Consider the following 26,053-nt stretch of genomic DNA (forward strand, 5'->3'; position numbering starts at 1 on the left):
TCTGGATACCATCATGAACACTGTCATTGATATTATTTCCCGTAAAGGCGCGGTTAAACAAAGCATTATTGCGTCCAATAATGCCTCTTTGGTGGTATATCAACCTTCAGTGTTGCAGATTCATTCCCCGGTCAGCGGTGTGGACCATTATGTTCGCCAGGGAAACGATCTGCTGATTTACATGAAAGACGGTACGGTTATTCGCTGCAACGGCTATTTTGCCGTCGATCCTGCAACAAAAGAATATTCAGAACTGGTCTTTGATGACGGGCAGACGTTAACACATGTATCGTTCGCCGGAAATAGCGAAGCCGCAGGTTTAGCGCCTGCTACGTTAACGCCGCAAAATGACATCATTACCTCGATTTCGCCTTTTATTGAGCACGCGGTCAGTACGGCGGGCGAGCTGCCGTGGGGCTGGATTGTTGGTGGGACGCTGGCAGGCGGCGCGGTTGGCGCACTACTCGCCAATGGCGGCAGCGATGGTGACAGCAAAACCGAAGTGGTTACGCCGCCGGGTGAACCGCAAAGCGCAACACCCTCGTTTATCACTCTTGATAACACTGGCGACAAACAGGGCTTGCTGGCAACCAGGAATACCACTGACGATACCACCCCCACGTTCAGCGGCACCGGGCAGGCCGGGGCAAGCATTGCGATACGTGACAGTAATGGCGTCACCGTTGCCAGTACTACGGTGGGCGCGGATGGCCGCTGGTCCGTCAGCTTACCCACGCAGTCTGCGGGCGAGCATACCTGGTCCGTCTCGCAAATTGACGGCGACCAGACGAAGCAAGCTGGCAGTATCACCCTGAATATCGACACTGCGGCTGCCGCTATTTCTATTGCCACGACGTCCGGCGATAACGTACTCAATGGTCAGGAACAGGCGGCAGGATTTACGCTTTCCGGCGCAACGCAGCATCTTGCCGCAGGTAGCACGCTAACGCTGACGCTCAATGGCAAAACCTACACCACGGAAGTGGGCAGCGGCGGCGCGTGGCGCGTCGCGATCCCCGTGGCGGATGCGCAGGCTCTGGCGGAGGGTAATCAAAACGTCACTGTTTCAGGCATTGATGCGGCCGGGAACCGTATCTCTGCCAGCCAAACATTCACGGTCGATACGCAGCCGCCAACGCTCTCCATCGATACTCTCGCCCAGGACAATGTTATCAACGCGCTGGAACATCGCGCGTCACTGACCATAAGCGGCGTGACAACGGCGCAGCCCGGTCAAACGGTCACGGTTACGCTCAATGGCGTCTCGCATACGGCGGTGGTCAGCAACACCGGCAGCTGGCAGCTTTCGATTTCGGCGAGCGAAGTGCAGGCGCTCGGGGACGGCCAGTTCACCGTGACCGCCAGTGTGACCGACAAAGCGGGAAACCCGGCGCAGGCGCAGAGCAGCCTGAGCGTTGATAGTCAGGCGCCGCTGATAACCATTAGTACCGTGGCCGGGGATGACATTCTCAACGGCGCGGAACAGAGCGTCGCACAGATCATTTCCGGGCGGGCGAACGGCGCATCGGCCGGAGATGTGGTGACCGTCAGGGTCGGTAATCAGGTGCTTTTGGGGACGGTCGCGGCGGATGGCAGCTGGAGCGTCGGTATGACGGCTACAGTTAGCCACGCGCTGGGAACGGGCGCGCATACCATCACCGTGTCTGTTACCGATGACGCTGGCAATACGGGCAGTGCATCGCGCGTAATTACTCTGAGCGGCACGGCGCCCCAGGTTACGGTCGTTCCTGTGAGTCAGGATAATGTGCTGAACGCGCAGGAGGCATCGAGACCGCTGACGTTAAGCGGCACCACCAGTCTGCCCGATGGCAGCACAGTCAGTGTGGTACTGAATAATCATACCTATACCGCGACAGCCAGCGGGCACGCCTGGTCGCTACAGGTGCCGGTGAGCGATGTCGTTAATCTGGCGAACGGAAGTTACACCGTAACGGCAAGCGGAACCGATGCCAACGGCAACAGCGGTAGCGGGCAAGGGCAACTGCTGGTCGATACGGTGCTGCCGCAGGTGATCATTAACACCTTTGCGGGCGACAACGTGGTGAATGTTGCCGAATCCGGGGCGAATCAAACCCTGAGCGGGCGCGTGGTTGGTGCCGCGCAGGGCGATACGATAACTATTGAGCTGGGCGGCAATACTTACACGGCGACGGTGGGCAGCAATCTCACCTGGAGCGTGAACGTTCCGGCGGCAGATTTACAGGCGCTGGGCGATGGCGCGTTAACGATAAATGCCTCTGTGACGAACGGACACGGCAACACCGGTAATGGTGAACGTGATATCACTATCAGCGCCACGCTGCCGGGTCTGCGTATCAATACTATTTCCGGCGATGACGTTATTAACGCCCTCGAACAGCTTCAGGATCTGGTCATTTCTGGTAGCAGCAGTCATCTCTCCACGGGCACCACCGTGACGGTGACGCTCGGTAACGAAACGTATCAAGGCGTGACTGACAGCAACGGCAACTGGCAGGTGGGCGTACCCGCAGCCGATTTACAGGCGCTCACCGCAGGCACGGTCATCGTGACGGCCAGTGCGACAGATTCGGCAGGTAACCCGGTCGCTATCGACCATAACGTCGTTGTTGATGCGGGGGACGTGGCAATTGCTATCAATATCGTCTCCGGTGATGACATGATTAATGCCTCGGAAAAAGGCGCATCGCTGACATTGACGGGCACCACCCAGGGCGTCGAGGCCGGGCAAACCGTGGTAGTGAAATTCGCCGGGCAAACCCTGACGACCACCGTTCAGAATGACTGTTCCTGGAGCCTGACCGTTCCCGCCAGTGCGGTAAGCAGCCTGCCAGACGGCGCGGCAGAAATCACCGCGACCGTCACCAATATCAGCGGTAACACTGGCGACACTTCCCGTACCATTACCGTCGATAGCCAGGCCCCGGCCTTAAGCATTGACTCGCTGACCGCCGATAACATCATCAACGCCGCCGAAAGTGGTCAGGATCTGCAAATCACTGGCACCACCGACGCCCAGCCAGGGCAGACGGTGACCGTTACGCTGAATGGGCAGACCTATCAGGGGCTCGTGCAGTCAGATGGCACCTGGAGCGTGACCGTTCCCGCCGCCAATGTTGACGCACTGGCTGACGGCAATGCGACGGTCACCGCCAGCGTGAATGATATCGCAGGTAACCCGATCAGCGTTTCACGCGTGGCGCTGGTCGATGCCACGCCGCCGGTGGTAACCATTAATCCGGTGGCGACCGATAACGTCATTAACACCCCGGAACATACCCAGGCGCAAATCATCAGCGGCACGGTTACTGGTGCACAGGCTGGCGATATCGTCACCGTGACATTGAATAATGTGAATTACACCACCGTGGTGGATGCTTCCGGCAACTGGAGTCTGGGCGTTCCGGCCTCGGTGGTCAGTGGGCTGGCGGACGGCAGTTATCCCATCAGCGCTTCGGTCACTGACCGCGCCGGAAACACGGGCAGCCAGTCACTGACCGTCACGGTCGATACCGCCGCGCCAGTAATTGGTATTAACACCGTTGCTGGCGATGATGTGATAAACGCCAGCGAAAAAGGGGCCGATGTTCAAATTACCGGTACCAGCGATCAGCCTGTTAATACCGCCATCACCGTGACATTGAACGGGCAAAATTACACCACCACGACCGACGCCTCCGGCAACTGGAGCGTCACGGTTCCGGCATCGGCGGTCACCGCCCTGGGCCAGGCCAACTATACGGTAACGGCGGCGGTGACCAGCGGTATCGGCAACAGCGCCATCGCCAGCCATAACGTGCTGGTCGACAGCGCGCTGCCCGGTGTGACCATTAACCCGGTGGCAACCGACGATATTATTAACGCCGCCGAAGCGGGCGCAGCGCAAACCATCAGCGGGCAGGTTACCGGAGCCGCCGTTGGCGACACGGTAACGATTACGCTGGGCGGCAATACTTACACCACCACCGTCCAGCCGGGATTAAGCTGGAGCGTGAGCGTTCCGGCGGCAGATATTCAGGCGCTGGGCAATGGCGATTTAACGGTTAATGCCTCGGTCACCAATCAAAACGGCAACACCGGCAGCGGTACGCGGGATATCACCATCGACGCCAATCTGCCCGGTCTGCGGGTCGATACGGTGGCGGGCGATGATGTGGTCAATATCATCGAGCACGGGCAGGCGCTGGTAGTCAGCGGCAGCAGTTCGGGGCTGGCTGAAGGCACGCCGCTTACCGTCACGATTAATAATGTGGAATACACCACTGCGGTACAGGCCGATGGTAGCTGGAGCGTGGGCGTCACGGCGGCGCAGGTTAGCGCCTGGCCTGCGGGGACGGTGACGATTGCCGTGTCCGGGGAAAGTAGCGCCGGAAATCCGATAAGCATTACGCATCCGGTTACGGTGGATCTCACTCCGGCGGCGATCGCCATCAACACTATCGCCACGGACGATGTGATTAACGCCGCAGAAAAAGGCGTCAATTTAACTCTTTCCGGCACCACCACTAACGTAGAAGCCGGACAAAAGGTCACCGTTACCTTTGGCGGTAAAAATTACACTGCCAGCGTGGCGAGCGATGGTAGCTGGACAACTACTGTACCCGCTGCCGATTTAGCGTCATTAACCGATGGCAGCGCCTCCGCGCAGGCCAGCGTCAGCAATATCAATGGCAATAGCGCCTCGGCGGTGCATAACTACAGCGTAGACAGCAGCGCGCCAACCATCATTATCAATACCGTCGCCAGCGACAATATCGTCAACGCCAGCGAAGCTGATGCGGGCGTGACGGTGAGCGGCACCACCACCGCCGAAGCGGGGCAGATTGTTACGATAACGCTCAATAGCCCGACCGTGCATACGTATCAGGCAACGGTACAGGCCGACGGCAGCTGGAGTATTAATATTCCGGCGGCAGATCTTGAGGCATTGACCGATGGCAGCCACACCCTGACCGCGACGGTCAATGACAAAGCGGGCAACCCGGCGAGCACCACGCATAATCTGGCGGTGGATCTCACCGTTCCGGTACTCACCATCAACACCATTGCGGGCGACGATATTATTAACGCCACCGAGCACGGGCAGGCGCTGGTGATTTCCGGTTCCAGCACAGGCGGAGAGGCGGGAGATGTCGTCAGCGTCACGCTAAACAATAAAACTTACACCACCACCCTGGATGCCTCCGGCAACTGGAGCGTCGGCGTTCCGGCAGCGGACGTCACGGCGCTGGGCAGCGGCCCGCAAACCGTGACGGCGACCGTTACCGATGCGGCAGGCAACAGTGACAGCGAGACGCACACGGTTACCGTTAACCTTACCGCGCCGACCATTGACATCAACACCATCGCCACCGATGACGTGATTAACGCCACCGAAAAAGGCGCGGACCTGCAAATTTCCGGCACCAGCAATCAGCCCGCAGGCACCACAATTACGCTGACGCTTAACGGGCAAAATTATACCGCGACGACGGACGCCGCAGGCAACTGGAGCACCACGGTACCAGCCTCCGCTGTCGGTGCGCTGGGCGAAGCCAGTTACACGGTGACGGCGAACGTTACCGACAGCGCGGGCAACAGCAATTCCGCCAGCCATAACGTGCAGGTCAATACCGCGCTGCCGGGCGTCACCCTTAATCCGGTGGCGAGTGACGATATTATTAATGCCGCCGAATCGGGCGTGGCACAGACTATCAGCGGCCAGGTGACGGGCGCGGCGGCGGGCGATACCGTCACCGTAACGCTTGGCGGGAAAACCTACACCGCTACCGTGCAGGGCAATTTAAGCTGGAGCGTGGACGTTCCGGCGGCAGATATTCAGGCCATCGGTAATGGCGACCTGACGGTGAATGCCTCGGTAACCAACGGCGTTGGCAATACTGGCAGCGGTTCGCGAGACATTACTATCGACGCCAATTTGCCTGGTCTGCGCGTCGACACCGTGGCGGGCGATGATGTGGTTAACAGCATCGAGCACGCTCAGGCGCTGGTGATAACCGGTAGCAGTAGCGGGCTGGCGACGGGCGCGGCGCTGACGGTGGTGATTAACACGGTCACTTACGCTGCGACCGTATTAGCCGATGGCACATGGAGCGTTGGTGTTCCGGCGGCAGATGTGGGCAACTGGCCTGCAGGGACGGTGAATATCACGGTTTCAGGCGCCAGTAGCGCCGGAAACCCGGTCACTATCACCCATCCGGTCACCGTCGATCTGGCAGCGGTGGCGATCTCCATTAACACCGTTTCCGGCGACGATGTGATTAATGCCGCTGAAAAAGGGGCAGATTTAACCCTTTCCGGCAGCACCTCCGGCGTGGAAGCGGGGCAAACGGTCACCGTCATCTTTGGCGGCAAAACCTACATCACCACCGTAGCAGGCGATGGTAGCTGGACAACCACCGTACCTGCCGGCGATCTCAGCGCGTTACGCGACGGCGACGCCACGGTACAGGCCAGCGTCAGCAATATTAGTGGCAACACGGCTTCGGCGACGCACGACTACAGCATCGATGCCACAGCCCCGACGCTTGTCATTAACACCATCGCCACCGACGATATTCTGAACGCCGCCGAGGCGGGCAATCCGTTAACCATCAGCGGCAGCAGTAGCGCCGAAGCGGGTCAGACGGTAACCGTCACCCTGAATGGCATTACTTACAGCGGCACCGTCCAGGCGGACGGAAGCTGGATCGTCAGCGTACCGACGGCGGATCTCAGCAATCTGACCGCCAGCCCGTACACGGTCAGCGCCTCGGTGAACGATAAAGCGGGTAACCCGGCGACCGCCACTCACGGTCTGGCGGTAGATCTCACTGTTCCAGTGCTGACCATCAACACCGTCTCCGGCGATGACATTATTAACGCCACTGAACACGGGCAGGCGCTGGTTATTTCAGGCTCCAGCACTGGCGGCGAAGCGGGCGATGTCATCACCGTCACGTTAAACAGTAAAACCTATACCACCACGCTGGACGCTTCCGGCAACTGGAGCGTCGGCGTTCCGCTGTCAGATGTCACCGCGCTGGGCAGCGGCCCGCAAACTATCACTGCCACTATTACCGATATCGCAGGCAACAGCGATGACGCCAGCCGCACGGTCACTGTGAATCTCACCTCGCCAACCATTGGCATCAACACTATCGCCAGCGATGACGTGATTAACGCCACGGAAAAAGGCACGGATCTGCAAATTACCGGCACCAGTAATCAGCCCGCAGGCACCACCATTACGGTGACGCTGAACGGGCAAAATTACACCGCCACCACAGATGCTTCCGGCAACTGGAGTGCCACGGTGCCAGCCTCGGCGGTTAGCGTGCTGGGTGAGGCCAACTACACGGTAACGGCAAACGTCACTGACACGGCAGGCAACAGCAATTCCGCCAGCCATAATGTGCAGGTCAACAGCGCCTTGCCTGCCGTTACCATTAACGCGGTGGCGACTGACGATATTATTAACGCTGCCGAAGCGGGCAATGCGCAAACCATCAGCGGCCAGGTCACGGGTGCGGCGCAGGGGGATACGGTTACCGTTACGCTGGGCGGCAACACCTACACCACCACCGTTCAGGCTAATTTAAGCTGGAGCGTGGACGTTCCGGCGGCGGATATTCAGGCGCTGGGCAACGGTTCTCTGACAGTTAACGCCTCGGTCACCAACGGCGTTGGCAACACGGGCAGTGGCTCACGCGATATCACGATCGACGCCAATCTGCCAGGCCTGCGTGTCGATACCGTAGCGGGCGATGACGTTATTAACAGCATTGAGCACAGTCAGGCGCTGGTGATCACCGGGAGCAGCACCGGACTGACGGCAGGAACCGCGTTAACGGTCGTTATCAATAACGTCACTTACGGCGCGACGGTGTTAGCCGACGGCACGTGGAACCTCGGCGTTCCGGCGGCCGACGTCAGCAACTGGCCTGCGGGTACGGTCGATATTACGGTAAGCGGCACCAACAGCGCCGGAACAACCTCCACCATCACCCATCCGGTTACCGTCGATCTGACGGCGGTCGCCATCACCATTAACACACTCTCCGGCGATGATGTGATCAACGCCGTGGAGAAAGGCGAAACGCTGGTCGTAAGCGGCAGCACCAGCGGTGTCGAAGCCGGGCAAACGGTGACCGTCACCTTTGGTGGCAAAAATTACACCACCACCGTGGAAGCCAACGGCAGCTGGACGGTGAATGTGCCGCCTGCCGATCTCGCTGCGCTGCCGGACGGCGCGGGCAACGTGCAGGCGAACGTCAGCAACATTAACGGCAATAGCGCCCAGGCGACTCATGCTTTCAGCGTCGATGGCACCGCGCCGATCATTACCATCAACACTATCGCCAGCGACGATATTCTTAATGTGAGCGAAGCGGGCGCGGGGATCACCATCAGCGGCACCACCACGGCGCAGGCCGGGCAGACGCTGACCGTCACGCTGAATAACAACACGTACCAGACCACCGTTCTCGCAGATGGCACCTGGAGCGTGAATGTTCCGGCAACGGATTTAAGCGGATTAACCGCCAGCAGCTATACCGTGACTGCGACGGTGAGCGACAAAGCAGGCAACCCGGCAAGCGCCGACCATGCGCTGGCGGTGGACGTCACCGCGCCGGATCTCACCATTAACACCGTCGCGGGCGATGACATTATTAACGCCATCGAACACGGGCAGGCGCTGGTCGTCAGCGGAACCAGTACGGGCGCGGCGGCGGGCGATGTGGTCACGGTTAACCTGAACGGTAAAAACTACACCACCACGCTGGATGCCTCCGGTAACTGGAGCGTCGGTATTCCGGCGGCGGATGTCACGGCGCTGGCAACCGGCAGCCAGACCATCACCGCCAGCCTGAGCGATCGCGCGGGCAACAGCGACAGCACGACTCACGATGTGACCGTTGATCTCAGCGGCCCGACGTTGACCATCAATGTCGTCTCCGGCGACGACATCATTAATAATGCGGAGAAAACTCAGGATCTGACCATCAGCGGTGGCTCCAGCGGCCTGGCGACAGGCACTACGGTCACCGTGATGTTGAATGGCCTGGCGTACAGTGCCACCACAGACGGCTCCGGCAACTGGAGCGTTACCGTGCCTGCTTCGGCGGTCGGCGCACTGGGTGAGGCGGTGTATCAGATTAGCGCCAGCGCCACCGACAGCGCGGGCAACAGCGGCAGCACCACCCATACGGTGAATGTCGAATCGCTCCTGCCTGGGGTGATCATTAATACCGTGGCAGGCGATGACATTATCAACGCCGCTGAAATCGCTGTGGCGCAGACCATCAGCGGTCAGGTGACGGGAACGGCAGCAGCAGGAGATACGGTCACTGTCACGCTCGGCGGCAACCAATACGTCGCCACCGTGCAGCCAGATTTAAGCTGGAGCGTCAGCGTGCCGGCGGCAGATTTGCAGGCGCTGGGCAACGGTGAACTGACCATCAGCGCCTCGGTGACTAATGGCGTGGGTAATACCGGCACCACAACGCACAATATCGTGATAGACGCCAATTTGCCAGGTCTGCGCGTCGATACCGTGGCAGGCGATGATGTGGTCAATATTATCGAGCATGGGCAGGCACTGGTGGTCACCGGTAGCAGCACCGGACTGGCGGCGGGGGCGGCGTTGACGGTGGTTATCAATAGCGTCACCTACGGCGCAACGGTACTCGCCGATGGCAGCTGGAGCGTCGGCGTTTCGGCGGCGGACGTGGGTAACTGGCCTGCGGGGACGGTCAATATTGCCGTCTCTGGCACTAATACTGCCGGAACCACAACCAGCATTAGCCATCCGGTCACGGTCGATCTTGCTGCCGTGGCGATTACCATCAATACACTTTCCGCTGACGATGTCATTAACGCCGCCGAAAAAGGCTCTGATTTGCAGCTCTCCGGCACCACCTCCGGCGTGGAAGCGGGGCAGACCATTACCGTTATTTTCGGCGGCAAAAGCTACACCACCACCGTGGCAACGGGCGGTAGCTGGGGCTTGACAGTTCCGGCAGCGGATCTCGCAACCTTGCCGGATGGCGCAACAAACGTACAAGCCAGCGTCAGCAACGTCGCAGGCAACATCGCCCAGGCAACGCATGCTTACAGCGTTGATGCCGCCGCGCCCTCTGTCACCATCAACACCATCGCCACGGACGATATTCTTAATGCCGCCGAAGCGGGTACTGCGCTGACCATCAGCGGCACCAGCACGGCGGAAGCCGGGCAGACGGTGACCGTGACGCTAAACGGCGTCAGTTACAGCGGGAACGTACAGGCAGACGGAAGCTGGAGCGTCAGCGTACCAACTGGCGATTTAGCCAACCTTACCGCCAGCCCCTATACAGTGAGTGCGGCGGTCAGCGACAAAGCCGGAAATCCGGCTTCGGCAACGCATAATCTGACGGTAGATCTCGTTGCCCCGGTCGTCACCATTAACACGGTGGCGGGCGATGACATCATTAACGCCACGGAACATGCCCAGGCGCAGATTATCAGCGGCTCGGCAACGGGCGCGACGACGGGTAACTCAGTTTCCGTGACGATTGGCACGACCACCTACACCACCGTGCTGGACGCCAACGGCAACTGGAGCATCGGCGTGCCTGCCAGCGTGATTTCCGCGCTGGCGCAGGGTGATGTGACCATTACCGCCACGGTCACCGACTCCGCCGGCAACAGCGGCACAGCCTCGCACACTGTCAGCGTGGCGCTCGGTGCGCCGGTACTCGGCATCAATACGATTGCCGTCGATGACATTATCAACGCCACGGAGAAAGGTGCGGATCTGGCGATTTCCGGCACCAGCAACCAGCCTGCGGGTACGCAGGTAACCGTTACGCTCAACGGGCAAAATTACACCACTACTGCCGATGCCTCAGGTAACTGGAGCGTGACCGTTCCGGCATCCGCCGTGAGCGCGCTCGGTGAAGCTACTTACACGGTAACCGCCGCCGCAACCGATGTTGATGGCAACAGTGGTTCCGCCAGCCATAACGTGCAGGTCAATACTGCGCTGCCGGGCGTCACCATTAACGTTGTGGCGAGCGACGATATTATTAACGCTGCCGAAGCGGGCGCGGGCCAGACCATCAGCGGTCAGGTCACAGGCGCGGCGGCAGGCGACACGGTAACCGTCACGCTCGGCGGGGCGACTTACACCGCCACGGTGCAGGCGAATTTAAGCTGGAGTATTAATGTTCCGGCAGCCGCTTTACAGGCATTGGGCAACGGCGAACTGACCATTTCGGCTTCGGTGACGAACAGCGTAGGCAATACCGGAAATGGCACGCGGGAAATCACCATAGACGCGAATCTCCCTGGTCTGCGGGTCGATACTGTCGCTGGCGATGATGTGGTCAACATTATCGAGCACGGGCAGGCGCTGGTGATTACCGGCAGCAGTTCCGGTCTGGCGACGGGCAGTAACGTCACGCTGACCATTAACGGGCAAACCTATGTTGCGGCGGTGCTGGCGGATGGCTCATGGAGCGTCGGCGTTCCGGCGGTGGATGTCAGCGCCTGGCTTGCGGGGACGGTCACGATTACGGCGAGCGGTAGCACCACAGCCGGAAATCCGGTCAGCGTTACGCATCCGGTGACTGTCGATCTCTCGGCGATTGCCGTCAGCATCAACGCCATTACCGCCGATGATGTGATTAACGCCGCCGAAAAAGGCGCGGCGTTAACGCTCTCTGGCAGCACTTCTGGTGTGGAGGCCGGGCAAACGGTCACCGTCACCTTTGGCGGCAAAACCTACACTGCAAGCGTCGCGGCGAATGGTTCGTGGAGCACCTCGGTTCCGGCGGCAGATATGGCAGCCCTGCGTGATGGTGATGCCAGCGCGCAGGCCAGCGTCAGCAATGTTAACGGCAACAGCGCCACCACGACCCACGCTTACAGCGTCGATGCCAGCGCGCCAACGGTGACCATCAACACTATCGCGGGCGACGACATTCTTAATGCCGCCGAAGCCGGTGCGGCGCTGACCATTACTGGCAGCAGCACGGCGGAAGCGGGGCAGACGGTGACCGTTACGCTCAATGGCGCAAACTATACCGGCACGATACAGACGGACGGCAGCTGGAGCGTCAGCGTGCCGTCAGCCGACTTAAGCGCCCTGACCGCCAGCAACTACACCGTCAGCGCGGCAGTGAGCGACAAGGCCGGAAACCCGGCCTCCGTTAACCACAACCTGACGGTGGATACTTCCGTTCCGGTCGTCACCATCAACACGGTGGCGGGCGATGATGTGATCAACGCGACGGAACACGCCCAGGCGCAGATTATCAGCGGCTCCGCCACGGGTGCGGCAACCGGTAGCACCGTCACGGTGACTATTGGCACCAATACCTTCACCACCGTGCTGGATGCCAGCGGTAACTGGAGCGTCGGCGTTCCGGCAAGCGTCGTCTCGGGACTGGCGAACGGCACGGTGACCATTAACGCCAGCGTCACCGACGCCGCCGGAAACAGCGGCAACGCCACGCATCAGGTGGCGGTCAATACCGGGCTGCCATCAATTACCTTTAACGCCATCAGCGGCGATAACGTCCTGAACGCCGATGAAAAAGGCCAGCCGTTGACCATTAGCGGTAGCAGTACGGGGCTGGCGACAGGCGCACAGGTTACCGTCACGCTCAACGGTCATAACTACAGCGCCACCACCGACGCAGCAGGCAACTGGACCTTAACCGTTCCGGTCAGCGATCTGGCGGCTTTAGGCCAGGCCAACTATACCGTCAGCGCCAGCGCCACCAGTGCGGCGGGTAACACCGCCAGCAGCCAGGCGAATTTACTGATCGACAGCGGCCTGCCGGGCGTCACCATCAATACTGTGGCGGGTGACGATATTATCAACGCCGCCGAAGCAGGTGCCGATCAAACCATCAGCGGAGTGGTCACTCGTGCCGCCGCTGGCGATACGGTTACCGTCACGCTGGGCGGCAACACTTACACCACCACGGTACAGGGCAACTTAAGCTGGAGTATCAGCGTTCCGGCAGCCGATCTTCAGGCGCTGGGCAATGGCGATTTGACTATTAACGCCTCGGTCACCAACGCGAATGGCAATACGGGTAGCGGCACACGGGATATCACCATTGACGCCAACCTGCCGGGGCTACGCGTGGATACCGTCGCGGGCGATGATATCGTCAACAGTATCGAACACGGACAGGCGCTGGTAATCACTGGCGGCAGTAGCGGCCTGAATGCAGGCGTGCCATTGACGATCACGATTAACGGTACGGCTTATTCCGCCACGGTACAGGCAGACGGGAGCTGGAGCGTCGGTATTCCGGCAGTAAACGTCAGTGCCTGGCCAGCGGGGCCGTTAGCCGTTGACGTAACAGGCCAGAGCAGCGCCGGAAATCCGGTCAGCGTCAGCCATCCGTTCACCGTCGATTTAACGGCGGTGGCAATCAGCATCAACACCGTTGCCAGCGACGACGTAATTAACGCCGCCGAGAAAGGCACCAATCTGACCCTTTCCGGCAGCACCAGCGGGATTGAAAGCGGGCAAACCGTTACCGTCACCTTTGGCGGCAAAACCTACACCGCAAGCGTCGCCGCCAACGGAAGCTGGAGCGTGAATGTTCCGGCGGCGGATCTGGCAACGCTGCCAGACGGCGCCGCGAACGTGCAGGCCAGCGTCAGCAGCGCGAGCGGCAACAGCGCCTCGGCGACCCATGCGTATAACGTTGACGCCAGCGCACCGACGCTCACCATAAACACCATCGCCAGCGATGACATCCTTAACGCCACAGAGGCCGGAAGCCCGCTCACCCTCAGCGGCACCAGCACAGCCGAAACCGGGCAGACGGTCACCGTCACCCTTAACGGTGCAACTTACACCGGCAATGTGCAGGCGGACGGTAGCTGGAGCGTCAGCGTTCCCACCTCAGCCCTGGGCGTGCTGACCGCAAGCAATTACACCGTCAGCGCCACGGTCAATGACAAAGCGGGCAACCCCGGTAGCGCCAGCCATAATCTGGCGATAGACACCACCGCGCCGGTTCTTACCATAAATACCGTGGCGGGCGATGACATCATCAACGACGCCGAACACGGGCAGGCGCTGGTGATTTCCGGCACCAGCACGGGCGGGGAAGCGGGCGATGTGGTGAGCGTTGTGCTCAACGGCAAAACCTACACCACCACCCTGGATGCCTCCGGCAACTGGAGCGTTGGCGTTCCAGCAGCGGATGTTACGGCGCTGGGCAGCGGATGTTACGGCGCTGGGCAGCGGCGCACAGACCATCACCGCCAGCGTCAGCGATCGGGCGGGTAACATCGACGACGCCAGCCGCACCGTGACCGTCAGCCTCAGCGCGCCAGTGATTAGCATCAACACCATCGCGGGCGATGATGTGATCAACGCGACGGAAAAAGGATCGAACCTACAACTGACTGGCACCAGCGATCAACCTGTGGGTACGGCGGTCACCGTCACGCTGAACGGACAAAACTACCGTGCCACCACCGATGCTTCCGGCAACTGGAGCGTTACCGTGCCCGCCTCGGCGGTCAGTGCGCTGGGCGAAGCGACCTACAGCGTCACGGCGAGCGTCACCAATGCTCAGGGCAACAGCAGCACCGCCAGCCATAACGTGCAGGTCAATACCGCGCTGCCGGGTGTGACCATTAATCCGGTAGCGACGGACGATATTATCAATGCCGCCGAAGCAGGCAGCGCACAAACCATCAGCGGTCAGGTAACCGGTGCGGCGGCGGGCAGCACCGTCACCGTTGAACTGGGCGGTAAAACTTACACCGCCACCGTCCAGCCAGATTTAAGCTGGAATGTGAGCGTACCTGCCGCCGACTGGCAGGCGCTGGGTAACGGTGAGTTAACGGTTAATGCCTCGGTGACCAACACCGTTGGCAACACCGGTAGCGGCACGCGCGATATCACCATCGATGCCAGTCTGCCTGGTCTGCGGGTGGATACCGTCGCGGGTGATGATGTAGTCAATATTATCGAACACGCTCAGGCGCAGGTGATTACCGGCAGCAGTTCCGGTTTTGCCGCAGGTACGGCGCTGACGGTGGTGATTAATAACCAAACTTACGCCGCCACAGTGCTGGCGAACGGCTCCTGGAGCGTCGGCGTTCCGGCGGCGGATGTCAGCAACTGGCCTGCGGGAACGCTGAACATTAGCGTGAGCGGCGCGAACAGTGCCGGAACGCAAACCAGCATTACCCATCCGCTGACCGTTGATCTCACTACCGTCGCCGTCAGTATTAACGCCATCACCAGCGATGATGTGATTAACGCCGCCGAAAAAGGCGTGGCGCTAACGCTCTCCGGCAGCACGTCCGGCGTCGAAGCGGGGCAAACCGTTACCGTCACCTTTGGCGGCAAAACCTACACCACCACGGTGGCGGCTAACGGTAGCTGGAGCACCACTGTTCCGGCGGCGGATATGGCGGCCCTGCGTGATGGCGATGCCAGCGCCCAGGTGCGGGTGACTAACGTCAACGGCAACAGCGCCACGGCAACGCACGAATACAGCGTCGATAGCGCCGCGCCAACGGTGACTATCAACACCATTGCCAGCGATAACATCATCAACGCCAGCGAAGCGGCGGCGGGCGTAACGGTTTCCGGCACCAGCACCGCGGAAACGGGGCAGACGCTCACCGTCACGCTAAACGGCACTAACTACCAGACCACGGTGCAGGCGGATGGTAGCTGGAGCTTAACGCTGCCTGCCAGCGACTTAACCGCACTTGCCAATAACGGCTACACCCTGACCGCCACGGTCAGCGATCTGGCGGGGAATCCTGGAAGCGCCAGCAAAGGCGTGACCGTCGATACCACCGCGCCCGTCATCAGCTTTAACACCGTGGCGGGCGATGATGTGATTAACAACGTCGAACACACTCAGGCGCAGATTATCAGCGGCACCGCCACGGGCGCGGTCGCGGGCGACCGCCTGGTGGTGACCATCGCCGGGCAGCAGTATGTCACCAGTACCGATGCCAGCGGCAACTGGAGCGTCGGCGTGCCTGCCAGCGTGATTTCCGGCCTTGCGGACGGCACGGTGACCATCAGCGCCACCATTACCGATAGCGCAGGCAACAGCAGCACACAGACCCACAACGTGCAGGTGAACACGGCGGCAGTGTCGCTCTCGGTCAGCACCATCAGCGGCGATAACCTTATTAACGCCGCCGAAGCAGGCAGTGCGTTGACCCTGAGCGGCACCGGAACGAACTTTGCCGCAGGCACAGTAGTGACCGTGTTGCTTAACGGCAAAGGCTACAGCGCCACCATTCAGAGCAACGGGAGCTGGAGCGTGAATGTGCCAGCGGCGGACGTCGCGGCACTGGCAGATGGCACCAGCTATACGGTTAGCGCCTCCGCGCAGGACAGCGCCGGAAACAGTGCCACGGCCTCGCGCAGCGTAGCGGTGGATCTCACTGCGCCGATTATCAGCATTAACACCGTTTCGACGGACGACCGACTCAACACCGCTGAACAGCAGCAGCCGTTAACCCTTAACGGCTCGACCAGCGCGGAAGTGGGTCAGACGGTCACTGTCACCTTTGGCGGCAAAACCTACACCGCCACGGTTGCCGCCAATGGCACCTGGGCGCTGAACGTGCCTGCGGCGGATCTGGCAGCGCTCGGGCAGGGCGCGCAGACCATTACCGCCAGCGTGAACGATCGCGCCGGTAACCCTGGTCAAACCACGCACGCCCTGACCGTCGATACCGTTGCGCCAACGGTCACCATCGCCACGGTGGCGGGTGACGATATTATCAACAACGCCGAGCAGCTCGCCGGGCAGACCATCAGCGGCACCACCACCGCTGAAGTGGGCCAGACGGTGACCGTTACCTTTAACGGGCAAACCTGGACCGCCACGGTCGGCAGCGGCGGAAACTGGTCGGTATTTATTCCGGCGCAGCAGTTTGCCGGATTAAGCGACGGCAGCTACACCATCAGCGCGACGGTCAGCGATCAGGCCGGAAACCCCGGCAGCGCCAGCCGTGGCGTGACCCTCAATGGCGACGTCCCAACCGTCACCATCAACACCTTTGCGGGCGACGATGTGGTGAACGCGGCGGAACACGGCTCGTCGCTGGTGATCAGCGGCACCACCACGGCACCGGTCGGGCAGACGCTGACCGTGACCTTAAACGGCAAAACCTACACCACCACCGTGCAGACGGGCGGTAGCTGGAGCTACACCCTCGGCAGCGCCGATGTCACTGCGCTGGCGGACGGCAACGCCTACGTGATTAACGCCTCGGTGAGCAACGCCATTGGCAATACCGGTAGCAGCAATCACACCATTACTGTCGATCTCAGCGCCCCGGCGATGGGCATTAATATCGATTCCCTGCAAGCCGACACTGGCCTTAGCGCCAGCGACTTTATCACCAGCGTCAGCCCGGTGGTGGTCAACGGCTCGCTCACCGCCGCGCTTGCCAGTAACGAGACGGCGCAAATCAGTATCGACGGCGGCGTAACCTGGACCACGCTTACCGTTACCGGCACGACCTGGCGCTATAACGACAGCCGCACGCTGACCGATGGCAACTATCTCTATCAGGTGCGGGTGATTGACGCTGCGGGCAACGTCGGCGCGACCGACAGCCAGAACGTGGTGATCGACACCATCGCGCCAGATCCAGCAGTAAAAACCATCGCCATCAGCGCGATCACCACTGATACTGGATTGATTACTAACGATTTTGTCACCAGCGACACGACGCTTGCGGTGAGCGGCACGCTGGGTGCGGCGCTTTCTGCCGGTGAGTTCGCGCAAATCAGTATCGATGGCGGCACCACCTGGCAGAACCTTTCGGTAAGCGGTTTGACCTGGACGTACCTTGACGGGCGCACGCTGAGCGACGGCAACTACAACTATCAGGTGCGGGTTATCGACACCGCCGGAAATATCGGTGCGACCGCCAGCCAGATTGTCACCGTTGACACCACCGCGCCGCTGGCGAGTAAAACCATCGCCATTGCGGGCATCAGCGATGACACCGGGTTAAGCAGCAGCGATTTTGTTACTCGCGACACCACGCTGACCGTGCGCGGCACGCTCGGCGCGGCGCTTGCCGCCGATGAACGGGCGCAAATCAGCCTCGACGGCGGGGTTACCTGGACCACCTTAACCGTTATCGGCACCAACTGGAGCTATGCCGATGGTCGCACACTGACCGACGGCACCTGGAACTACACGGTGCGGGTGGTGGATCTGGCGGGGAACGTCGGGCAGACGGCGACGCAAAACGTGGTGGTCGATACCACCAGCCCGGAAGCGGCGAAAAGCATCTCCATTACCGGCATCAGCGATGACACCGGAGCCAGCAGCAGCGATTTTATTACCAGCGACACCTCGCTTACCGTGCGCGGCGTACTGGGCGCGGCGCTCGGCGCTAACGAGTTCGCGCAAATCAGTACCGATAACGGCGCAACCTGGGTGAATGTGACGCTGGCAGCAGACGGCCTTAACTGGAGTTATGTTGACGGACGCACGCTCACCAACGGCACAACCACCTGGCAGGTGCGGGTGGTCGATCTGGCAGGCAACGTTGGCGCAACGGGCAGCCAGTCAGCGCAGATTGACACGGTTAACCCGGCGCAGGTGTTGACCATCGCCAGCATCAGCACCGACACGGGGAGCTCGGCAACCGACTTTATCACCAGTGATACCACGCTCACGTTGACGGGGTCACTGGGGGCGGGGCTTGCCAGCGGCGAAGTGGCGCAGATTAGCCTCGATGGCGGCGCGACCTGGACCACCCTCACCACTAACGGTACGCAGTGGACTTACACCGACAGCCGCACGCTGACCGATGGCAGCTACGTTTATCAGGTGCGGGTGCTGGATCTGGCGGGAAATACCGGCCCGGTGGTGTCGAAAACGGTGGTGGTCGATACGATTAACCCCACCGCCACACCAACCATTGTGTCATATACCGATGATGTCGGGCAGCGGCAGGGGACGTTAAACAGTTCTCAGGCCACCGACGACACCACGCCGCTGCTGAACGGTGTGCTCTCCGGCCCGCTGGCCAGCGGTGAAGTGGTTTACCTCTACCGCAATGGCCTGCTGTTAGGCGCGGTGACGATGGTCGGCGCGCTGAACTGGACCTACAGCGACAGCGGGCTACTCAGCGGTGCCTATACCTACAGTGCGCGAGTGGTGGATCTGGCGGGGAATATCACCTCCTCCAGCGATTTTATCCTGACGGTCGATACCTCTATTCCAACCACGCTGGCGCAAATCACCAGCCAGACCACGCGCGACACCACTCCGATTATCAGTGGCGTAATCACCGCGGCACTCGCCAGTGGGCAGTATGTCGAAGTGGTGATCAACGGCAAAACCTACACCTCGCAACCGGGCGGTGCGGTGGTAGTCGATCCGGCACACAATACCTGGTATGTGCAACTGCCGGATACCGATGTGCTGGCGGCTTCCGCAACCGCTTATAACGTCACCGCGCAGGTGAAAAGCTCGGCGGGTAACGGCAACACCGCTAACGTCAGCAACGGCACGGTGACGATCAACGCGGCAATTGATTACACGCCAGCCTGGACAACCGCCAATAAAACAACGGCCTGGGGGCTGACCTACGGCCTCGACAACCACGGGATGTGGACGGTACTGGCTAACCAGCAAATTATGCAATCAACCGATCCGCTCACCTGGTCGAAGACCGCACTGACGCTGGTGCAAAGCGGCAACAACTACGCCACCAGTTCCATTGCCGATTACGATCGCAACGGGACGGGCGATCTGTTTATCACCCGTGATGACTACGGTACGGGGTATATCAATGGCTTTAACAATAATGGCGACGGTACCTTCTCCAGCGCGATTCAGGTGAACGTCGGCACGCTGACGTGGTATGGCTCGATTGTGGCGTTTGATAAAGAGGGTGACGGCTATCTCGATTTCTGGATTGGCGACGCCGGGGGGCCAGACTCCAACACCTTCCTGTTGAATAATGCGGGCACCCTGGTAGGCAGCTCTACCGTTGCCAATAACGGCGCGAGCGCCACGGTCGGCGGGGCGGTGACGGGCTATCTTTCGCTCAACGAAGGTTCCGGCGTCGATCTTAATAACGACGGCAGGATCGACCTCGTTCAGCACACTTTCAACCTGAACAACTATTACACACTGTCCTCGCTCATCAGCCAGGGGAACGGCACGTTTGTCTGGGGGCAGAACACCATCAATACCTTCCTCAGCGTTGCAGGCAGCGGTGGTAACTCGACGTCTGTCTCCATGACCTGGGCCGATTTTGACGGTGACGGCGATATGGATCTGTTCCTGCCCGCCAGCCAGGGAAGAGCTAACTACGGCTCGCTGTTATTCAACACCAACGGCGTACTGGGGAGTCCAGTGGCGGTGGGGGCAACGGCAACGACCTACGCCAGCCAGTTTAGCGTGGCGGTGGACTGGGATCATGACGGGTTAATGGATATCGCGCGTATTGCTCAGACCGGGCAGTCGTACCTCTATACTAACGTCAGTAATGCCAGTAACTGGACACAATCTACCCTCGGCGGCAGCCAGAGCGGCATCACCAGCGGCGTGGCGGCAATGGATTACGACTGGGACGGCGCGGTGGATGTGCTGGTGACCAAACAGTCGGGCAGCGTGTTCCTGATCCGCAACACTAATACGGTGAGCTACGGTACCTCTCTGCACCTGCGCATCACCGATCCCAACGGCATTAACGTCTATTACGGTAATACCGTAAAACTTTACAACTCGGCGGGAGTGCTGGTCGCTACGCAAATCATCAACCCGCAGTCGGGGATGGGCGTCAACGACACCTCGGCGCTGGTCAATTTCTACGGGCTGAATGCCGGGGAAACTTACAACGCGGTGCTGATCAAATCCACTGGCACCACCGCCAGCAATATTGACCAGACGGTGAATACCAGTTGGGGCGGTTTACATGCCACCGATGCTACCCACGCTTACGATCTCAGCGCCGAAGCAGGCACGGCGAGCAACAACGGCAAGTTCGTCGGCACCGGCTATAACGATACCTTCTTCGCTACCGCAGGTACCGACACCTACGACGGTTCCGGTGGCTGGGTGTACAGCTCCGGCACCGGGACCTGGCTGGCGAACGGCGGGATGGACGTGGTTGATTTCCGCCTCTCCACAGTGGGGATCACCGCCAACTTAAGCACCACTACTGCCCAGGCGACCGGCTTTAACACCTCAACATTTACCAATATCGAAGGCATTTCCGGCTCCAACTTTAACGACACTCTGACGGGCAGCAGCGGCGATAACCAACTGGAAGGGCGCGGCGGTAACGACACCATCAACATCGGCAACGGGGGCCATGACACCTTGCTCTATAAACTGCTCAACGCCAGCGATGCCACTGGCGGCAATGGCTCGGACGTGGTGAATGGCTTTACGGTAGGCACATGGGAAGGCACCGCCGACACCGATCGCATTGATATCCGCGAGCTGTTACAGGGCAGCGGCTATACCGGTAATGGCAAAGCCAGCTACGTCAACGGCGTGGCGACGCTGGATGCGCAGGCCGGAAACATCGGTGATTTTGTCAAAGTCACCCAGAGCGGCAGCGACACCATCGTGCAGATCGACCGCGACGGCACGGGCGGCACTTTTGCGGCAACTAACGTGGTCACGCTGACGGGCGTGCATACCGACCTCGCCACATTGCTGGCGAATCATCAGTTGATGGTGGTGTAGATAATGAAAAAAAATGCCCAGTCCGTGGAAGCCTGGCTGGAGGCGATGATCGCCGTGGCGCGCTATTACCGCCTCGATTTTTCTCAGGAGAACGTGCGCGCAACCGTCAACTGGGAGCGCGACAGCAAGCGGGAAGAGTTGCTCACCGACATGGCGCGGCAGTTGGGAATGGGGCTGCGGCTGGTCGAGTTCTCCGCCGATTCGCTTAACCCGTGGCGGCTGCCGTTGATCGCGGTGTTTGATAATCAGCAGATTGGCGTAATCACCCGCCGCGACAATCACGACAATATTAGCGTTCAGTTCAGCGGTGACGAAGGGCTGGAAACCACGCTTAACGTCGCGGATATTGAAGATAAAATCGTCGAACTGGCGTTACTTCGCCCGCTCAGCGCCATTCCCGATGCGCGGGTGGATGACTACATTCGCCCATATCAGGCGAACTGGTTCTGGAATCTCTCGCTAAAAGACTGGCGGCGCTACGGCGATATTATGCTGGCCTCACTGGTGGCGAACGTGCTGGCGCTGGCGGCGATGATTTTCTCGATGCAGGTTTACGACCGCGTCGTTCCGGCGCAGTCCTACCCGACGCTGTGGGTACTGTTCGCCGGGGTGATGATGGCGATCCTGTTTGAGTTCTGTATGCGCATGGTGCGCACGCACCTCTCGGATATGATTGGCAAACGGGCGGATCTGCGTATTTCGGACCGCGTGTTTGGTCACGCATTACGGCTGAAAAATAACGTGCGCTCGAAATCCACCGGATCGTTTATCTCGCAGATCCGCGAACTGGAATCGGTGCGGGAGCTTATCACCTCCACCACCATCGGCGCGGTGGCGGACCTGCCGTTCTTCCTGCTGTTTGTCTTTATTCTGTGGATGATTGGCGGTTGGCTGGTGCTGGTTGTTTTGCTGGCGCTGCCGTTGCTGGTGATCCCCGGCCTGCTGGTGCAACGCCCGCTGGCGCGGCTGGCGAACGAAGGGATGCGCGAGTCGGCGGTACGCAACGCGACGCTTGTGGAAGCCGTGCAGTCGATTGAAGACATTAAACTGTTGCGCGCCGAGCAGCGTTTTCAGAATCAGTGGAATCACACCAACGATGTGGCCTCGTCCATCAGCATGAAGCAACGTTTTCTCACCGGACTGCTGCTCACCTGGACCCAGGAAGTGCAGTCCATCGTCTACGTGGTGGTGCTGTTGGTGGGCTGCTTTATGGTGATGAACGGCGACATGACCACCGGTGCGCTGGTCGGGACGACGATCCTGGCTTCGCGCACCATCGCGCCGCTGTCGCAGATATCCGGCGTGCTCTCGCGCTGGCAGCAGGCGAAAGTGGCGCGTAACGGCCTCGATGAACTGATGAAGCGCCCGGTGGATCAACCGGAACACGGCAAACTGGTGCATAAAGCGGTGCTGCACGGTAATTATCAGTTCAGCAACGCGGTGTTTTATTACGACGAAGAAGAGAAGATTGCCGATGTGGCGATTGGCAAACTCAACATTCAGGCTGGTGAAAAAATCGCCATTCTTGGGCGCAACGGCGCGGGTAAATCAACGCTGCTGCAAATGCTCGCCGGAATGCGTATCGCCCAGCAGGGGCAGGTGCTGCTGGATAACATCAGTATTGGGCAGCTTGATCCGGCGGATCTGCGCCGCGACATGGGGCTGCTCAGCCAGACCGGACGACTGTTCTTCGGCTCGCTGCGGGAAAACCTGACGATGGGGATGCCGGAAGCCAGCGATGAAGATATCGAACGCGCGTTAACCCTCAGCGGGGCACTGCCCTTTGTACAGAAGCAGAAAAACGGCCTCAACTACATGATTCAGGAAGGGGGATTTGGTCTTTCTGGCGGTCAGCGGCAAACGCTGCTGTTGGCGCGGCTCCTCATCTCTCAGCCGAATATTGTCCTGCTTGACGAACCCAGCGCCTCGCTGGATGAAATGGCGGAAGCGCATTTAATCGAACAACTGAAACAGTGGATTGGACATCGCACGCTGGTCATCGCCACTCACCGCACGGCGATGCTGCAACTGGTGGACCGCATTATCGTGATGGATCAGGGGCGGATTGTCAGAGACGGTGCGAAGGACTCGATTCTGCACGAACTTAATGGCGCACCGGTGCGTCGGGTGACAGTACAAAATGATAAGGGGAGCGCGGCATGAATGGTCAGATTCAGTTTAACCGTGGGCTGAATGAGCCACACCTGCCGCGTTCTGCGCTGGCCGTACGCCTTGTCGCGGTCATGTTTCTCTGCTTCCTGGGTTGGGCCTGGTTCTTCAAACTTGACGAAGTGACGACCGGCACGGGCACCGTGGAGCCCTCCGGGCGCGATCAGGTGGTGCAATCTCTTGAGGGCGGCATACTCTATCATTTGAATGTGAAGGTGGGTGACATTGTTGAGCAAGGCCAGCCGCTGGCGCAGCTTAACCGCACCAAAACGGAATCGGATGTGCAGGAGGCACAATCTCGTTTATATGCTGCGCTGGCAACCTCGGCGCGACTCAGGGCCGAGGTTAATAATCAAGCGCTGGTTTTCCCTGATGAGCTAAAGCCATTACCGGACCTGGTCGCCTCTGAGACGGCGCTTTATACCACCCGTCGTGAAGCGCTTACCCGCTCCATTTCCGGGCTGGAAGAGGGCATTCGCCTGGTCAACCGTGAACTGGGAATGACGCAGCCGCTGATTAAACAAGGGGCGGCAAGCATCGTGGAAGTGTTACGTTTACAGCGCCAGATGAATGAGTTACAGAACAAAATTACCGAAATTCGCACCCAGTATTATGTGCGGGCGCGGGAAGATCTTGCCAAAGCGAACGCGGACACTGAGGCTCAGCGATCCGTGATTCGCGGGCGTGAGGACTCGCTAACCCGGCTGAACTTTACCGCACCCGTGCGCGGCATTGTTAAGGATATCGATGTGACAACGGTGGGCGGCGTTATTGCCCCAGGCGGCAAATTGATGACCATCGTACCGTTGGATGAACAATTGTTGATCGAAGCCAAAATCTCACCGCGCGATGTGGCATTTATTCATCCTGGACAGGCATCGCTGGTGAAGATAACCGCCTATGATTACTCTATTTTCGGCGGGTTGGCGGGCGAGGTCGCGGTGATCTCCCCTGATACGCTTCAGGATGAGGTTCGTCGTGATGTTTATTATTACCGGGTATACATTTGCACCGACAGTAATCATCTGCAAAATAAAGCCGGGCAGCAGTTCCCTATTTTTCCCGGAATGGTGGCAACCGTGGATATTAAGACCGGGCGCAAAACGGTACTCGATTACCTGCTGAAGCCGTTTAACAAAGCGCGGGAAGCGCTGCGTGAACGTTAATCCAGCTCGTGGATCACATACTCGCCGCTCAGCATCGGGCGGCAGAGTATCTTATAGCCATCCTGGTCAAACCCCGTGGCGATACACGTCAGGTTATCGGCTTCCGTTAGCGACTCGACCGCACCCAGCCACAGCCAGTTATGAATAATATGGTAATGGGTGAGGGTGTCGCTTTTCTCTTCCAGCGCCACGGCGCCTTTCCATGGCCAACATATCAGCTGCAAATGCGCTAACGCACTGCGGAGCCTGTCATTGTGATCTTCTATGCTTTCGCGGCCGCAGCAGGCCCCGGCGCAACGCCCCAGCATCGAACGAAAACAGGCACGCCCCCGACTTAATGGCTCCAGCCCCATAACGCCGTAGCACAGACGTTGCGCATCGGCGACAGACTTCAATGCCTCAAGGGCGGCGCGACGATTGGCAAAAAGACCAAAGAGACCCGGCGTGTGGGAAAAATCAACCTCGCGGGCATAAACAACCTGAGGCGTATTTCCCTGCAGGCGCAGGGAACAAAGTTGCTTGTTGCGGCGCAATCGTTTATTGAACAGCGGTTGTTGCTCTTTAATCAGACGCGCTTCAAGCAACAGCGCGCCAAGTTCACCCGCCGTTGGCTGCCAGCTAATACGTCGGGTCTGCTGTAGCAGAGCCGCTTCCTGCTGGGTGCGAAAGTGTGACATCACCCGGCTGCGAATATTGACACTTTTCCCGATGTAGAGAGGAAGCGTTTCGCTATCGCCGTGAAAGGTGTAAACACCAGGTAATTTCGGCAACGTTTCCAGGCAATAACGGAGATGCTCGGGGTACGTATAGAGGGGGCCCTGAAGAGGCTCGGGCCGAGCGGGGACCCTGCGGTTGACCATAATAGCTCCAGATACTGTTTATGCATGGGTCTTCCCCGATCATGGTGGGAAGGCTCAGAACGCCATATTCAGCTTTCCGTAGTGGAACATCACCCCCAGTTTAAAGCGCTCCCGGTTTCGGTATCCCCTGGCTTTTATCCTCAGCAGCCTG

Annotated in this window: 3 protein-coding genes and 1 pseudogene; 3 read left to right on the forward strand and 1 reads right to left on the reverse strand. The window is 59.7% G+C overall.

The features are described 5' to 3' along the window. Positions 1 to 13: 13 nt before the first annotated feature. The 3 genes and pseudogenes from ACWWFX_RS12815 to ACWWFX_RS12825 all read left to right on the forward strand — a co-directional run bounded on the left by ACWWFX_RS12815 (position 14) and on the right by ACWWFX_RS12825 (position 25,042). A pseudogene (locus tag ACWWFX_RS12815) lies at positions 14 to 21,707 on the forward strand (Ig-like domain-containing protein). 3 nt (positions 21,708 to 21,710) lie between these two features. Continuing rightward, the gene (locus ACWWFX_RS12820) at positions 21,711 to 23,870 is read left to right on the forward strand and encodes a type I secretion system permease/ATPase (protein WP_473223958.1); all 2,160 of its coding nucleotides are present in this window, start codon (positions 21,711 to 21,713) and stop codon (positions 23,868 to 23,870) included. Further along, on the forward strand, positions 23,867 to 25,042 hold the full coding sequence (locus ACWWFX_RS12825) for an HlyD family type I secretion periplasmic adaptor subunit (RefSeq protein WP_473223959.1): 1,176 nt from the start codon (positions 23,867 to 23,869) through the stop codon (positions 25,040 to 25,042). The genes ACWWFX_RS12820 and ACWWFX_RS12825 overlap by 4 nt, the downstream gene beginning before the upstream one ends. Here the strand turns inward: ACWWFX_RS12825 and cho are convergent. Next, positions 25,039 to 25,902 (reverse strand): excinuclease Cho, encoded by an 864-nt coding sequence (cho, locus tag ACWWFX_RS12830; RefSeq protein WP_456145562.1) that lies wholly within the window; start codon positions 25,900 to 25,902, stop codon positions 25,039 to 25,041. The genes ACWWFX_RS12825 and cho overlap by 4 nt on opposite strands. Between the last annotated feature and the right edge of the window lie 151 nt (positions 25,903 to 26,053).

This window comes from Pseudocitrobacter sp. 2023LY-00077 (assembly GCF_055796175.1).